General features: G+C 37.5%; 18 protein-coding genes. All 18 read left to right on the top strand.

The window, feature by feature from the left end; translation table 11 throughout:
- The first annotated feature begins 184 nt into the window (after nucleotides 1-184).
- Nucleotides 185-2,287 (top strand): M3 family metallopeptidase, encoded by a 2,103-nt coding sequence (locus J7K93_10290; protein ID MCD6117395.1) that lies wholly within the window; start codon nucleotides 185-187, stop codon nucleotides 2,285-2,287.
- A 40-nt stretch (nucleotides 2,288-2,327) separates the two neighbouring features.
- Nucleotides 2,328-2,651 (top strand): hypothetical protein, encoded by a 324-nt coding sequence (locus tag J7K93_10285; GenBank protein ID MCD6117394.1) that lies wholly within the window; start codon nucleotides 2,328-2,330, stop codon nucleotides 2,649-2,651.
- An 88-nt stretch (nucleotides 2,652-2,739) separates the two neighbouring features.
- Nucleotides 2,740-3,687 carry a sulfotransferase gene (locus tag J7K93_10280; GenBank protein ID MCD6117393.1) on the top strand — a complete coding sequence of 316 codons (948 nt, stop codon included), beginning with the start codon at nucleotides 2,740-2,742 and terminating at the stop codon, nucleotides 3,685-3,687.
- Nucleotides 3,687-5,147, top strand: coding sequence for an oligosaccharide flippase family protein (locus J7K93_10275; protein ID MCD6117392.1), 1,461 nt, complete (start codon nucleotides 3,687-3,689; stop codon nucleotides 5,145-5,147). The genes J7K93_10280 and J7K93_10275 overlap by 1 nt, the downstream gene beginning before the upstream one ends.
- Nucleotides 5,148-5,179: 32 nt before the next feature.
- Nucleotides 5,180-6,055, top strand: coding sequence for an EamA family transporter RarD (rarD, locus tag J7K93_10270; GenBank protein ID MCD6117391.1), 876 nt, complete (start codon nucleotides 5,180-5,182; stop codon nucleotides 6,053-6,055).
- A 139-nt stretch (nucleotides 6,056-6,194) separates the two neighbouring features.
- Nucleotides 6,195-7,130, top strand: a complete 936-nt coding sequence (gene trxB, locus J7K93_10265; GenBank protein MCD6117390.1) for a thioredoxin-disulfide reductase — start codon at nucleotides 6,195-6,197, stop codon at nucleotides 7,128-7,130.
- Nucleotide 7,131: 1 nt separating this feature from the next.
- Nucleotides 7,132-7,416 carry a winged helix-turn-helix transcriptional regulator gene (locus J7K93_10260; GenBank protein MCD6117389.1) on the top strand — a complete coding sequence of 95 codons (285 nt, stop codon included), beginning with the start codon at nucleotides 7,132-7,134 and terminating at the stop codon, nucleotides 7,414-7,416.
- 26 nt (nucleotides 7,417-7,442) lie between these two features.
- On the top strand, nucleotides 7,443-7,766 hold the full coding sequence (gene trxA, locus J7K93_10255) for a thioredoxin (GenBank protein MCD6117388.1): 324 nt from the start codon (nucleotides 7,443-7,445) through the stop codon (nucleotides 7,764-7,766).
- Nucleotides 7,766-7,957, top strand: coding sequence for a YtxH domain-containing protein (locus J7K93_10250; protein ID MCD6117387.1), 192 nt, complete (start codon nucleotides 7,766-7,768; stop codon nucleotides 7,955-7,957). The genes trxA and J7K93_10250 overlap by 1 nt, the downstream gene beginning before the upstream one ends.
- Before the next feature lie 13 nt (nucleotides 7,958-7,970).
- Nucleotides 7,971-8,546 carry a TlpA family protein disulfide reductase gene (locus J7K93_10245; GenBank protein MCD6117386.1) on the top strand — a complete coding sequence of 192 codons (576 nt, stop codon included), beginning with the start codon at nucleotides 7,971-7,973 and terminating at the stop codon, nucleotides 8,544-8,546.
- Nucleotides 8,547-8,641: 95 nt separating this feature from the next.
- Nucleotides 8,642-9,058: an OsmC family protein gene (locus J7K93_10240; GenBank protein ID MCD6117385.1), complete on the top strand. Its 417-nt coding sequence runs from the start codon at nucleotides 8,642-8,644 to the stop codon at nucleotides 9,056-9,058.
- Between the two features lie 15 nt (nucleotides 9,059-9,073).
- Nucleotides 9,074-9,853: a carbon-nitrogen family hydrolase gene (locus tag J7K93_10235; protein MCD6117384.1), complete on the top strand. Its 780-nt coding sequence runs from the start codon at nucleotides 9,074-9,076 to the stop codon at nucleotides 9,851-9,853.
- A gap of 59 nt (nucleotides 9,854-9,912) precedes the next feature.
- A complete protein-coding gene (locus J7K93_10230; protein ID MCD6117383.1) occupies nucleotides 9,913-10,554 on the top strand; it encodes a thioredoxin family protein in 642 nt (213 codons plus the stop codon).
- Between the two features lie 324 nt (nucleotides 10,555-10,878).
- Nucleotides 10,879-11,103: a DUF4258 domain-containing protein gene (locus tag J7K93_10225; GenBank protein MCD6117382.1), complete on the top strand. Its 225-nt coding sequence runs from the start codon at nucleotides 10,879-10,881 to the stop codon at nucleotides 11,101-11,103.
- 11 nt (nucleotides 11,104-11,114) lie between these two features.
- The gene (locus J7K93_10220; GenBank protein ID MCD6117381.1) at nucleotides 11,115-11,333 is read left to right on the top strand and encodes a DUF2283 domain-containing protein; all 219 of its coding nucleotides are present in this window, start codon (nucleotides 11,115-11,117) and stop codon (nucleotides 11,331-11,333) included.
- Nucleotides 11,334-11,621: 288 nt separating this feature from the next.
- On the top strand, nucleotides 11,622-12,221 hold the full coding sequence (locus tag J7K93_10215; protein MCD6117380.1) for a TetR/AcrR family transcriptional regulator: 600 nt from the start codon (nucleotides 11,622-11,624) through the stop codon (nucleotides 12,219-12,221).
- Nucleotides 12,208-12,546 carry a cupin domain-containing protein gene (locus tag J7K93_10210; GenBank protein MCD6117379.1) on the top strand — a complete coding sequence of 113 codons (339 nt, stop codon included), beginning with the start codon at nucleotides 12,208-12,210 and terminating at the stop codon, nucleotides 12,544-12,546. Before J7K93_10215 ends, J7K93_10210 begins: the two co-directional genes overlap by 14 nt.
- 42 nt (nucleotides 12,547-12,588) lie before the next feature.
- On the top strand, nucleotides 12,589-14,366 hold a 1,778-nt coding region (locus J7K93_10205), incomplete at its 3' end, for an MMPL family transporter (GenBank protein MCD6117378.1).

Here is a 14,366-nt window from a genome sequence, read left to right as displayed (position 1 = left end):
TGTTCTTTAATACAGGAACAGCCTCTTTGTTTACTAATATAGAGATTTTAAAACAAAAGTTTGAAACAGCGCAAGCAATATTATAAATGAAATTATTTGCTATTTAAAAATATTGATTTTTTACTTCTTTTTGTTATATTTAATTTAATCAGAAAATTATTAAATCTAAATCAGGAGATGCGATATGAAATATTCAATTTTTACAGCAGTTGGTGTTGTCCTGTTGATGATTATTGCAGGCTGTTCCCAAAACAGCAGCAACCCGCTTTTACAGGAGTTCAATACTCCGTTTCAAACTCCTCCTTTCCGGAAAATAAAAGTTAAACATTATATGCCGGCTTTTAAGGAGGCCATTAATCAGCATAATGAAGAGATAGAAACAATTGCAGAAAATAAAGAAGAGCCTTCTTTTAAAAATACAATTGTAGCCCTTGATAACAGCGGGATTCTTCTATCAAAAGTCGGCGGAATTTTCTATAATCTGCTTGCAGCTAATACTAGCGATGAGCTGCAGAAAGTTGCAGAAGAGGTCTCTCCTCTGCTGTCAAAACATTCAGATGACGTAATGCTTAACAAAAAGTTATTTAAACGTATTAAATCAGTATATGAAAAACGTGAAAAACTTAATCTCTCTACTGAAGACAGAACACTTCTTAAAAAGACATATAAAAATTTTGTCAGGGGCGGAGCGAATTTAAATGAAGAGGAAAAAACAAGACTCCGTGAAATAAATAAAAAATTATCGCTTCTTTCATTGAAGTTCGGTAATAACATTCTTAAGGAGAATAACAGGTTTGAACTGGTAATTGATAAAAAAGAAGACCTTTCCGGCTTGCCTCAGACAGTAATTGATGCTGCTGCCCATGCAGCAAAAGAGAAAGGATACGAAGGTAAGTGGCTTTTCACACTTGATAAACCAAGCTTGATTCCTTTCCTGCAGTATTCTGATAAACGGAATCTCAGAGAGAAGATGTTTAAAGGCTACATAACCAAGGGTGATCATAACGATGAACTTGATAATAAAAAAATAGTTAAGGAGATAGTTGATCTGAGATTAGAGAGGGCGAACCTTCTTGGATATACTACTCATGCTGATTATGTTCTTGAAGAGAATATGGCAAAAAATCCGGCTAATGTTTACAAACTTCTTGACAAAATCTGGAAACCTGCTCTTGCCAAGGCCAAAAAAGAGGAGATAATGCTTCAAAAAATGGCAGGCAAAGACGGAAACCATTTTACTCTTCAGCCGTGGGATTGGTGGTATTATGCTGAAAAACTTAAGAAAGACAAATACGATCTTGATGAGAGCAAACTTAAGCCCTATTTCCAGCTTGAGAATGTAAGGAAAGAGGCTTTTAAAGTAGCACACAATCTCTATGGAATAAGTTTTGTTGAACGTAATGACATCCCGGTATATAACGATGATGTGAAAGTTTTTGAAGTAAAAGACAAAGACGGATCTCATATTGGGATTTTATACACTGATTATTTTTTCAGGAAGAGCAAACGCGGCGGTGCATGGATGGATGCATACAGAAAACAGTACCGTATTAATAGCAAGAATGTAACGCCTGTGATATGTAATGTCTGCAATTTTGCCAAACCAACAAAGGATACACCATCTCTCTTAAGTTATGAAGATGCACAGACGCTTTTCCATGAATTCGGACATGCACTTCACGGCCTTCTTTCAAACTGTACATACAGAACTCTTTCCGGCACGTCAGTAGCACAGGATTTTGTTGAACTGCCGTCGCAGTTTATGGAAAATTTTGCACGTGAACCTTCTATAATGAAGGAGTATGCAAAACACTACAAGACCGGTAAAGTTATTCCTGATAAATTAATAAAAAAGATAAAGAAAACAGGGACGTTTAATCAGGGCTTTGCTACAACCGAATACCTTGCTGCATCTTATCTTGACATGGACTGGCATACAATAACAAAACCTGTGACAATCGGAGTAAATGAATTTGAAAAAGCTTCTATGGACAGAATAGGGCTCATTCCGCAGATAGTTGTCAGGTACAGAAGTACATATTTCAGCCATATTTTTTCAGGCGGATATTCGGCAGGCTACTACAGTTATGTATGGGCTGAAGTACTTGATGCTGATGCATTTGAAGCATTTAAGGAAGCCGGCCTGTTTGATCAGAAAACAGCAAAGAAATTCAGAGATAACGTGCTGTCCAGAGGCGGGACAGAAGATGCCATGGTTTTATATAAGAGATTTAGAGGTGCAGAACCAAAGATAGATGCCCTGCTTGAGAGAAGGGGCCTTAAATAATAAAATGTTTCATTCTAATTTGTAGAGGAGATCTATTAAAATGGCTTTTACATACAGAGAATTGAAAAAAAAGACTCATGCAGAACTTGAAGAGATTGCAAAAGACCTTGATCATGAAGCTGTTCAGGGATATACACAACTTAATAAAGACCATCTGCTTGAAGCAGTGTGCAAGGCATTAAATATTGATATGCATGAGCATCATGAGGTTATAGGAGTTAACAAGGCTGAAGTTAAAGCTCATATCAAAAAACTGAAAGCACTCAGAGACAAGGCTTTTAAGGAGAAAGACCTTGAAACTGCAAAAAAAGCACGCAGCAGGATTAAAAGATTAAAAAGAACTCTGCACAAAGCAGCTATTTAGACATTGTAATATAGTTATGATTTCTGCGGAAGAACAATTCCAGTGTATGTAGCAGAGGGAATTGTTCTTCTGCTAATAGAAGGGGTTAATGACAGACAAGATAGAAAAGATGGGATTCGGCAGGAGGGCTGTTACTTTCTTAAGGGATTTATCAGTTGAAAATTTATCCCTTATTTTTGAATTCGGCATTCCCCGGCGAATGGGGACAATCTTTACTTTGCGGGAGACATCGTTCGGAGAATTGAACAGGCCGGTATTTTTCCTTTCAACAGGCAGGTGCGGTACTAATTGGTTCCAGGCTCTTTTGAGTCTTGATAAAAACCTCAAAGTAGTTCATGAGCCTCAGCCGAATCTTGCTTTTCAAAATAAATTTGCCCGCAGGATTCTGTCGCTTGCCGGAGATGCAAATGAGATATCTGAAGAATTGGCGTTGGAGGCAATGAAGGAAATTTTTACTGCAGGAAGGGAAAAATATTTAAGATACTGCTACAAAACAAAGAGGCGGTTTGTTGAAACCAATCACTACCAGACTTTTTTTGCTCCTGCAATTGCGCAGTTGATACCTGATTCCATTTTTGTCCATGTGTACCGGCACCCCGGCGAATTTGTAAGATCAGCAATAAGAAGAGGCTGGTATACGTCGGATAATATGAGTTCTCCTGCATTTCCGGAACCCTTTCCCGGTACTTATGATTATAAAAAATGGCAGTCGTATTCTTTGATTCAGAAAAATGCATGGCTGTGGCGTGAAACAAATATGTTTATTGAGAATTTTAAAAAGAGAACAGGACAGGAAAGAGTGTTCACTCTTGATTTTTCAAACTTCAATATAACCAATATTTTAGGCCTTGTTGATTTTGCAGGTGCAGATATATCCCATTCTCGTATTAAAAAACAGATGAATAGAAAAGTAAATGTCCAGAAAACAGGAGATTTCCCAAAATATAAGGATTGGAGTAATTTGCAAAAAAAAGAACTTGCCGATATCTGTACAGAACTGGCATTAACTTACGGGTATAAATTAAGTGCTGATTAATGGATAGAAAAGAAACCATTATGCTGCAGCTCCTGAAGAAAACTTTGAAACACTCGGTGATTTACAGCTTTGGCAATATTGCTGCAAAATTGATTGGCATTGTTCTGCTTCCTCTCTACACTTCCCATATAACTCTTAAGGATTATGGCGTCCTTGGCATAGTAGAAGTCACCATTCTGATTATGTCACAGGTTCTTATGCTTGGGCAGAATCAGGCTTACATGCGTTTCTATGATTCTGAAGAGTATAAGGAGAACAGAAAAGAACTCCTGTTTTCTTCTTCGCTGCTGCTTCTGAGTGTCGGCCTGGTGCTTAATACCGGCGGAACAGTGCTTCTGAGCAGTTTTATCCATGATGCGCAGATGCTGTTGTATTTGCGCCTGGCTTTTATTGTAATAGGCCTCAGGATGCTGACGACACTGTTTTTAAGCGTGCTGCGGTCGCAGGAACGATCTTCAATTTTTGTAATCAGCAACGTTCTGAAATTAACAGTAACTCTATCCTTTAATATCTATTTTGTAGCTTTTATAAAATTGGGTGTCACCGGGATATTATACTCAATGGTCATTGGAGATGCTGTTTTATTTGTTATTCTTTTGCCTGTAGTGGCAAAGAGCATGAAGGCAATATTTTTGAGCGCGCCTGTAAAGGCTTCAATGCTGTTCGGGCTGCCTCTTGTGATAAATTCTCTCGCAGGCATGATCCTGAATATGGGTGACAGATATGTACTTAAAATTTTAGTTGATTACAGGGAAGTAGGCCTCTATAATTTGGGATATAAGATTGCAGGTGTACTTAACATGGTTTTTATTCAGTCGTTCTCTTTGAGCGTTCTTCCGATCGCATATAAAATTTTCGGACATAAGGGAGATAAAAGATTTTACAGCAAGATAATGACTTATATCGTTTTTATCCTCCTGTGGGCAGGCCTTGGTATGGCTGTATTCAGCAGAGAGATTGTACATCTGTTTGCACGTTCATCTGATTATTGGCCTGCTTATAGAGTTGTCCCGTTAATAATATTGGCATATATTTTTAGCGGAGCACGTTCGGTAGTTAATATAGGATTGCTGTTGCAGAAAAAGACATCTGCTCTTGCAACTGTAACAGTGTGTGCGGCAGTTTTGAATATAGTGCTTAATTTTATTTTAGTTCCCAAATTTAAAATGTTCGGAGCTGCATGGGCGACAATTATCTCCTTTGTTCTTCTGTATATTGTTACTCTTGTACTTTCAAACAGGGGTTATCATATTTCATACGAATATAAAAAGTTGATTATTATGCTGTTTGTCGGTTTGCTGCTTTTCGCTGCTGCAGGATATGCAAATTTTGCAACAGTTTACAATTTGATATTTAAGGCATTATTGGTATTGATTTTTCCTGCAGTGCTTTTTATTCTAAAATTTTATGAACCCATAGAAATTGAGCGGATCAAAGGTATCTTAAAAAGATCCATGTAGCTCTTTCATCTTTTGCCCCGGAGACTTGCAACATGAAGAACAGAGGGAAACTATATGCAGTATCAGCATATCTTATGTGGGGATTTTTCCCGATTTACTGGAAAGCTATTCAGAATATAAGAGCGTACGAAATAATCTGCCACAGAATCCTCTGGTCTTTTTTACTGCTTCTTGCCGCTCTGCTTTACAAAAATAAAATTAAAGATATACGGCCTGAATTAAAAGTATCTCATGTATTTCTATATGCAGGAACAGCACTAATGCTTGCATTGAATTGGACAACCTATGTCTGGGCCGTGAATTCCGGTTACATTGTTGAAGCAAGCCTGGGGTATTTTATTAATCCTTTAATAAGTGTGTTCCTCGGAGTATTGATTTTAAAGGAGAAACTTCGCTTAACGCAGTGGGTTGCAATTGGTATTGCGTTTGTCGGGGTTTTGTATTTGACTTTTATTTACGGAAGTTTCCCGTGGATTTCAATCATCCTTGCATTTACATTCGGATTTTACGGGCTTATACATAAATTAGGGCCTCTCGGTTCTATGGAAGGGCTGTTTGTTGAAACAGGGATTTTACTTTTACCTGTTATTGTTATTCTCGGTTTTTTTGAGAGTAACGGTACCGGTGCATTTGGCCATGTGTCGGGTTTTCAGACGATGCTGCTGATTTTTACAGGCGCTGCTACTGCAATACCTCTGGTTCTCTTTACAGAAGGGCTTAGAAAAATACCTCTTTCCACTATAGGAATATTACAGTATATAGCCCCGTCTTTACAATTTCTTGTCGGAGTTATAATTTATAATGAATCTTTCTCTTTGAACAGATTAACGGGATTTGTTTTTGTATGGTGTGCACTTGTAATCTACACTGTTGATGGTATAAAGACGCACAGAAAAAATAAATCTTGATTATTTTTGCCTGCATCCGATTGATTCTATAATAAAATATCACGTTAATAAAAAAACACTTGCTATATATGAGAATACTTTGTATATTCAGATATATGAATATGCGAATACTTAGATGTCTGTAATATTAAGGAGAACAATGAAAATGGCTGATTTTGATCTTTTAATCCTTGGAGGCGGCCCTGCAGGGCTGACTGCGGGAATTTATGCCGGAAGAGCGCTATTGAATGTTACAATGGTAGAAAAACTCGTTCCAGGCGGGCAGGTAGCTCAGACAGATTGGGTTGAAAACTATCCTGGCTTTGAAAATGGTGTTGCAGGTTTTGATCTTGTACAGAACATGGAGAAACAGGCAAGGAAATTCGGCTTAAAAGTTCTTTCAGGAGAAGTAAATGAAGTGGATTTTAAGGGCCCGGATAAAATTGTAAAAGCGGCGGGCAAGGAGTACTCTGCAAAAAGCGTAATAATTACAACAGGAACAGAGCCGAGGATGCTTGAAATCCCCGGAGAAAAAGAATTCAAAGGACATGGAGTTTCTTACTGCGGTACTTGTGATGCGCCATTTTTTAAGGATAAAAATGTATTTGTAGTGGGAGGCGGAAGTACAAGCGTGCAGGAAGCTCTCTATATTACAAAATTTGCAAGATCAGTCAAGCTGATTTCGCGGCGCGAGACAATGGAAGAGCTTAAGGCGGAAAAAATACTTATTAACAGGGCTTTGGCAGAACCTAAACTTGAGTTTATTATGCATCACAGGCTTACTGCAATCAAAGGAAGCGACCGTGTAGATTCTGTGACAATGGAATATATAAAAACCGGAGAGAAAAAGGATTATGATGTAGATGGAGTATTTATTTTTATCGGATATATTCCTAATACGCATTTTCTTGAAGGCAGAGTTGATATGGATGAACAGGGTTATGTTAAAACAGATGAAAATATGGAAACATCAGTGAAGGGGGTTTATGCAGCGGGTGACGTAAGAGCGGGAAATATTAAACAGATAACAGCAGCGGTCGGCGAAGGCACTGTGGCTGTTGAACATGCTATAAAGCTAATTGATTCAAAAGAGTAATATGGTAAACAAGAAAAAAAAGAAGAATCAAAATTACAATGAACGTGCAAGATTGCTGAAAGCTCTTGCAAATCCGACAAGGCTCCAGCTTTTGGAATTGATCAGAGACACAAGCCCTTGTGTCCGGTCAATGGAAGAGGAGCTTGGTATGGCTCAGCCTACTGTTTCACAGCATCTTTCAATATTGAGAAATCTCGGGATTGTTGAGTCACACAGGGAGGGCCATCTGGTTTGTTACAAGATTAAGAATGATTGTGTACTGAAATTGTTGGATTCAATGATATAACTTAAAGGTAAAAAGGAGGTTGGTTTATGGCAGCAGAAATAATCTTAGATGATAGTAATTTTCAAAATGAAGTAATAGAGTCTGATGTTCCTGTAGTTGTGGATTTTTGGGCGCCCTGGTGCGGCCCATGCAGATTGATGATTCCCATTATGGAAGCATTGGCAGAAGAGTATGACGGCCGCGTAAAGATTGGGAAATTGAATACAGACGAGGCTCCGGAAATTACCGGAGAATACGGAGTTATAAGTATCCCGACTACAATTATTTTTAAGGACGGAAAAGCGGTTGATCAAATTATCGGTGCGGTTCCGAAAGATGTAGTTGTAAAAAAGCTTGAAGCTGCGCTTTAATGGCAAAATGGAGAAAAAAGAAAATGCTTAATATGCTTATAGGTGTTATTATAGGCGGCCTTGCAGGTTTTTTATACTATAAATTCGTGGGATGCCGTTCAGGTTCATGCCCTATAACAAGTAACCCTTATATAAGTATTCTATATGGAGCCGTAGTTGGCGGGCTTTTTGCATACGGCGGTAAAAATTAAGGAGTTTGATATTATGAAAAAGAGTGCAATTATTTTCGCAGGACTTATTCTCTTAAGCGTTGCAGGTATTAACTGCAATGGTGGCCAGAAAAATAACACTAAGCAGGCAGCAACGCAGGTAAAACAAACTAAGCAGACAGAAAAAACAGCGCAGAAAGAGACATCAGCTCAAAATTTAGCGCCGGATTTTTCCTTAAAAGATATTAACGGAAAAACAATTACGCTTTCAGATTACAGGGGCAAGGTTGTGATTATTGATTTCTGGGATACCTGGTGCCCGCCGTGCCGCAGAGGAATTCCTGCTTTTATCGAGCTTTATAATGATTATAAGGATAAAGGCCTTGTAATTATCGGGCTTGCTTTTGGCAGGGAAGGTGAACAGAAAGTTAAAGATTTTGCAAAAGAGTATGGAATGAACTATCCAGTTGCGGTTGCTACGAGGCAAGTCGGAGAAGCATACGGCCCGATTCGATCCATACCCACTGCTTTTATCATAAGCAAAAAAGGTGAAGCAATGAAAAGATATATCGGGCTTCGCCCAAAAAGTGAATTTGAGCATGATATCCAATATCTTCTTGATTTAAAGTAGAATAATTGAATAGCAAATATCAAATTGGAACTGCAGGGACAGATAGCAATAAGTGCTTTGTCCTTTTAGTTCAATAAAATGTACGGAGAAAATAGATGAAAGTCAGAATAAAGCGTATTGAAGGATTGACGCTTGCTGCAATAAGTGAATCAAACCATTGGGTTGTTGCTGATACTGTTGAAACTCTTGACGGCAGCGATGGCGCAGCACGTCCAATGGAGATGGTTTTGATGGCTCTTGGAACATGCACAGGTATGGATGTATTATCAATTATAAAAAAAATGCATATTGAGCTTGATAATTTTGAAATGCGCATTGATGCAGAAAGAGCTCCGGAGCACCCGAAAGTCTACACTAAAATAACTTTAACTTACCAGTTTTTCGGTAAAGATATTGATCCTGAGAAGGTAGCAAAGGCAGTGGATCTTTCACAGAATAAATATTGTGCTATATCTGCAATGCTAAAAAACAGTGTTGAAATTATTCCGTTAATTGAAATAAATCCGGAATAGAGGATTCTGTAAACCATGAAAATATCAATTTTTCAGATGCAGGCCGAAAAGGGTGTGCTTGAAAAAAATTTAGACAAAGCGGAACATGCGGCCAAAGAGGCTTCAGGCCTTGGAAGTAATATTTTAATTCTTCCTGAATACTGGGCTACTGGTTATGATCTGGGAAAATTATCAGGATTAGCTACTCCTGTTAATAAGGGCGTATTTTCAGAAGTGGCTCGTATATCAAAAGAAAATAAAATTGCAATTATCGGAGCATCTCCCTCTGTTGAGAAAGGAAGAGTATACAATACTGCTTTTTATTATAATAAAGATGGTGTGCTAAAAGAAAAATATCATAAAATGCATCTTTTTAATATAATGCATGAAAATGACTATTTTTATGCAGGATCAAGGCATTCTGTTTTTAGTACTGAGTGGGCAAAAGCCGGCATGGCAACTTGCTTTGACCTGCGTTTCCCTGAGCTTTTCAGACGCATAACTCTTGACGGGGCAAAGATTGTATTTGTGCCTGGTTTCTGGCCTGAACCGCGGTTAGAACACTGGAGGACACTTCTTAAAGCAAGGGCAATTGAGAATCTTGTCTTTGTTGCAGGATGCAATAGTGCGGCTCTTTCCGATAGTACAGAATTAGGTTTTTCAGCTTTAATTGGCCCTCGGGGAGATGTTATTCTTGAAGCAGCGAAGGATGAAGTGCTTCTTCATGCCGAGATTGATATAGATGAAGTCGATAAATATAGAAAAGATTTTCCTGTGCTTGAACAGAGGCGTAGCGGAGAGTATGGTGAATTTTAATAATTAGTGAGTAGTTCGTTTAATTTTTTAAAATAATAAATATATCCCAGGAGGATTTAATGTTAAGAGATGAAGATAAGGTAGAGATAAGAAAACGGCTGGAAGATATGAAGAATCCGGTAAAAATGGTACTTTTTACACAGAAGGTAGCAGCAGAATGTCAATATTGTTCGGAAACTGAGACTCTGCTTAATGAAGTAACAGAACTTTCCGATAAGCTTGAACTGGAAGTTCTTAGTTTTGTAAGTGATAAAGAGGCTAAAGAAGAGTATAATGTTGATAAGATACCGGCTTTAATAATCAGAAATGAAAAGGATTATGGTATCCGTTATTACGGAATACCTTCAGGCTATGAATTTGCCACACTTCTTGAAATGGTTCTTGCAGTTTCAGAAGGGAGCTCAGGGCTTTCAGATGATGCAAAGGAAGCGATTAAAAAAGTTAACAAACCTCTGCACATTCAGATTTTTGTTACGCCAACGTGTCCTTATTGCCCGAGAGCTGCGATTATGGGTTATTTCCTTGCAATGGAGAATGAATTTATCACTTCTGATACAATTGAAGTCTCCGAATTCCCGCAAATGGGGCAGAAGTATGAAGTCATGGGAGTACCGAAGATTGTAATGAATGAAGATCACAGCTTTGAGGGTGCATTGCCGGAGCCTCAGTTTGTTGAGCAGGTAGTGAATTCTGTAAGCTGAAAAAGATATGAGTAAAATGTGCGCAGCAGTATTTTATCTGCTGTGAGGATTTTTTCTCAAAGATAGAGGCCTAATTGAAAAATTAAGGGGCATGGTGATACGCTGTGCCCCTTAATTTATATTTCATTGTTTTACCTTGACTTTTAAGTATAATCTATTTATTATAGAATTGGCTCCTCTGGTAAATGCTTTATATTGTGCCCCAGTTCAACAAAAAAGAAGTGTTTCCAAAAGAGGTGGAGGTAAAACGGGGATATTGATTAATAAGAATGAATGTTGCTCTGTTTAATATGTAGCTATGAAATAATAGAAGAGGGGGACTTTTTGAAAAAGATATATTTTAGCAGGCATGCTAAAAGACAGATGAAATGGAGGGAAGTTTCTGAAGAAGATGTTATAAGCACAATTTTTGATCCGGAAGATGTACAAAATGCTATAAAGGGAAGAGAAAATGCATACAAGCAGATAAATGAAAAGTGGATTAAAGTAACTTTTAAAAAAGAAGATGATAAACTTATTATAATTACTGTAATAGATAAAAATAAATAGGAGACAGTGAGATGAAGATAGAATACGATCAGGAAGTAGATGCTTTATATATAAGAATTCAAGAAAAAGTCGTATCCCGAACAAAAGAATTAGAAGAGGGCATTAATATTGATTTTGATGAGGATGGAAAAATTATAGGTTTAGAAATAATAGGTGCTAAAGAACGATATAGTAATGAAGATATTTTAAATATTTCAACTGAAAATTTGATATTAGAAAAAGCTGTATAATAAATTTGACTAATTTTGAAAAATATTTACACTCTGACTCGAGTTACGTGGCTGTATGAAAACGTTAAAAATGCTTCATATAGAAAAGCATAAAAATAATTCGTGCTAATTTGTGCAACTGTGTCCGGCTTTTGACGGATTAGTGGAAGAATCAAAGATTCGCTGGCATAGCAAATTTTAACCTTATGTACAATCTGTACCCTTTATTCACAATAAATAAAAAAACCTTGACAAAGCGATAAAAAATTCTTATCATGTTAGTGAATGTTAACTAACATTGAGGGCTTGGTGGAAAACTATACGGAAAGACAGACGGAAATAATTGATAAGTCTATAAAAATTATTTCGGATATGGGGATTCAGCACCTTACAATTAAAAATCTGTCAAAAAGTATGGGTTTATCTGAGCCTGCTATTTACAGACATTTTGAAAGCAAGATAGATATTCTTCTTGGTATTCTTGATTATTTCTCAAAAGTTCCGAAAAAATTGCATTCTGCACTTGAAGGCAAAAAATTTCCCTTAGCAGCCCTGACGGAAATATTTTTGGCACATGTCAGGTATTTTTCGGAAAACAGCGCCCAGGCAGCAGTAATATTCTCCGAAGAAATTTTTCAGAATGATAAAAGACTTTCCGAAAAAGTGTTCTCAATAATGAATGAGAATGAGGAAAAAATACTTAAACTGATTAAAGAAGGACAGGAACAAAAAAAGATCAGAAATGATATCCCTGCCGAGCAGATGGCAACAATTATAATAGGGTCCCTGAGATTTTTAATTACAAAGTGGAGGCTGTCAAATTTCTCATTTAATCTTGAAGAAAAGGGAGGGATTGTCTGGAATTCAATATCAGAGATGATCAAGGAGAGCAGTTATGAAAATAGCTGATGCAAAAAAGGTTCAGCCCATGGAAAATGTTCACAATGTCAAAGCGTCAGAACTCTATAAGACTGAGCATGCAGTTGCTGTACACATTACTCTAAAACCAGGGGAGAAGTTAAAACCTCATATCACTCCTGTTGATGTATTTTTCTATATCTTAGAGGGAACTCCTGATATTATGGTGGGAGAGGAGCGGGAAACAGTAAAAGCGGATATGCTAATCGAAAGCCCCGCAAATATTCCTCACTGTATTTACAATCCAACGGAAAACAGAGCAAGAGTTCTTGTTGTAAAGGTACCAAAACCGAAAAAGGCCACAAGGCTGCTTTAATATCCGGAATAAAATTATATTCATAAATTAAAGGAAAATCAAATGGAAAATCTGCTGAAAAAATTGTTTGGAAAACCGCATCTCGCTCTTGTACTGATTCTTTTATTTTCAATTGCATTTTTTGTTGTAATGAAAAAGCAGAGCAGAATGGAGACAGACCTTGATAAGTACATGCCGCAGAAACATCCTGCTTTTGTGTACAGCAATCAGGCTGAAGAAAAGTTTAATATCCGGGACGGTATTATCATAGCTGTTGAAAACAAAGAGGGGGTTTTCAATTACAGTACACTTAAAAAAGTTAAGGATCTTACAAAAACTCTGGGAAAAATGAAGGAAATTAACAAAGACGATGTTACTTCCCTTTACACTGCGGATAATATTATCGGCACAGAAGACGGGATGGACGTAAAAAGCTTTTATAAAAAGGTCCCCGAATCTCCCGAAGCTCTGAATAAAATCAGAGACAATGTTCGAAGTAATGAAATGATTTACGGAAGGCTTGTTTCCAAGGATGAAACAGTTACTGTAATTATTGCAGAGATAAACGACGATGTTTTTTCCCAGAAATTTTATCATGAAATTTTGAATCTGGTAAAAAAATATGAAGGACCTGAAAAACTCTACGTGGCAGGCAGGCCTATTGTTGAGGGTACAATGGCGTATCTCGGTCCAAAGGATATGAAGCGGATGGTTCCCATTGTCATACTTGTAATTATTTTTGTGCTGATTGCTGTTCTGCGAAGTTTTAAGAGTACATTTTTTACATTACTTGTAGTACTTTTTGCCACTGTATGGACTTTCGGGCTTATGGCTTTACTAAAAGTACCGATTTATGCAGTATCAACAATGATACCGGTTATGCTTATAGCCATAGGCGTTGCAGACGGAATACATATTTTCAGCCACATGCATCTTTATATGAGGAATAATCCGGGGGCAGGCAAAAAAGAAGTGGTAATGAATATGATACATGAGATGTGGAAGCCTGTTGTCATGACTTCAGTTACCACTGCCGTAGGGTTTATCTCGCTTTTAACTTCACAGGTCTATCCCATCAAATACTTTGGAATATTCACTGCTTTCGGAGTGATGATGGCAATGGTGTTTTCTCTTGTTCTTCTGCCTGCAGGCATAATGGCGTTCGGGCTTCCGGGATGGAAAGATAAAAACAGAGAAGATAAAGAAAAGGAGAAACAGCAGAATAAATTCAGTTCACAATTTATCCGTAATTTATTAAAGTATAAATATATTACTATTATTGCAACAGCTATTGTCATTGCCGTATCAATTATCGGTATTCAGAAGGTGTGGATAAATTCCAGTTTTCTCGACAAATTTGAAGAAAACAGTGATATAGTACAGACTGATAAATTTATAAACGAGCATTTCGGAGGGACTTCAACCCTTAATGTTATTTTTGAATCAAAAGAAAATGACACTTTTAAACAGCCGGAGGTCTTAAGAGCTATTGACAAACTTCAGAGTGATGTTGACTCCTCCCTTGCAGTTGTAGGGAATTCCTTTGCACTGACCGATTATCTTAAGAGAATGAACAAAGTCATGCATGCGGATAAGGAGGAGTTCAACAGAATTCCCGATTCGCAGGATCTAATTGCCCAGTATCTGCTTTTGTATGAGATGTCCGGTGATCCTGATAATCTGTGGAAGGTTGTTGATTACGGATACAGAAGCGCTAACCTTACATTCCAGCTTAAGAGTGATAATTCCAAAGCATTAAACAGCGCAATAAGTGTGATAGAAAAATACATTCCGCAGTTTAAAAAGATGGGTATTTCAGTCCATTATGCGGGCTCAGGGTA

Source organism: bacterium, from assembly GCA_021158245.1.
In the GTDB taxonomy this organism is placed as follows: domain Bacteria; phylum Zhuqueibacterota; class QNDG01; order QNDG01; family QNDG01; genus QNDG01.
The sequence above is the reverse complement of the archived record's forward strand: the minus strand, read 5'-3'. Positions and strand labels throughout refer to the sequence as shown.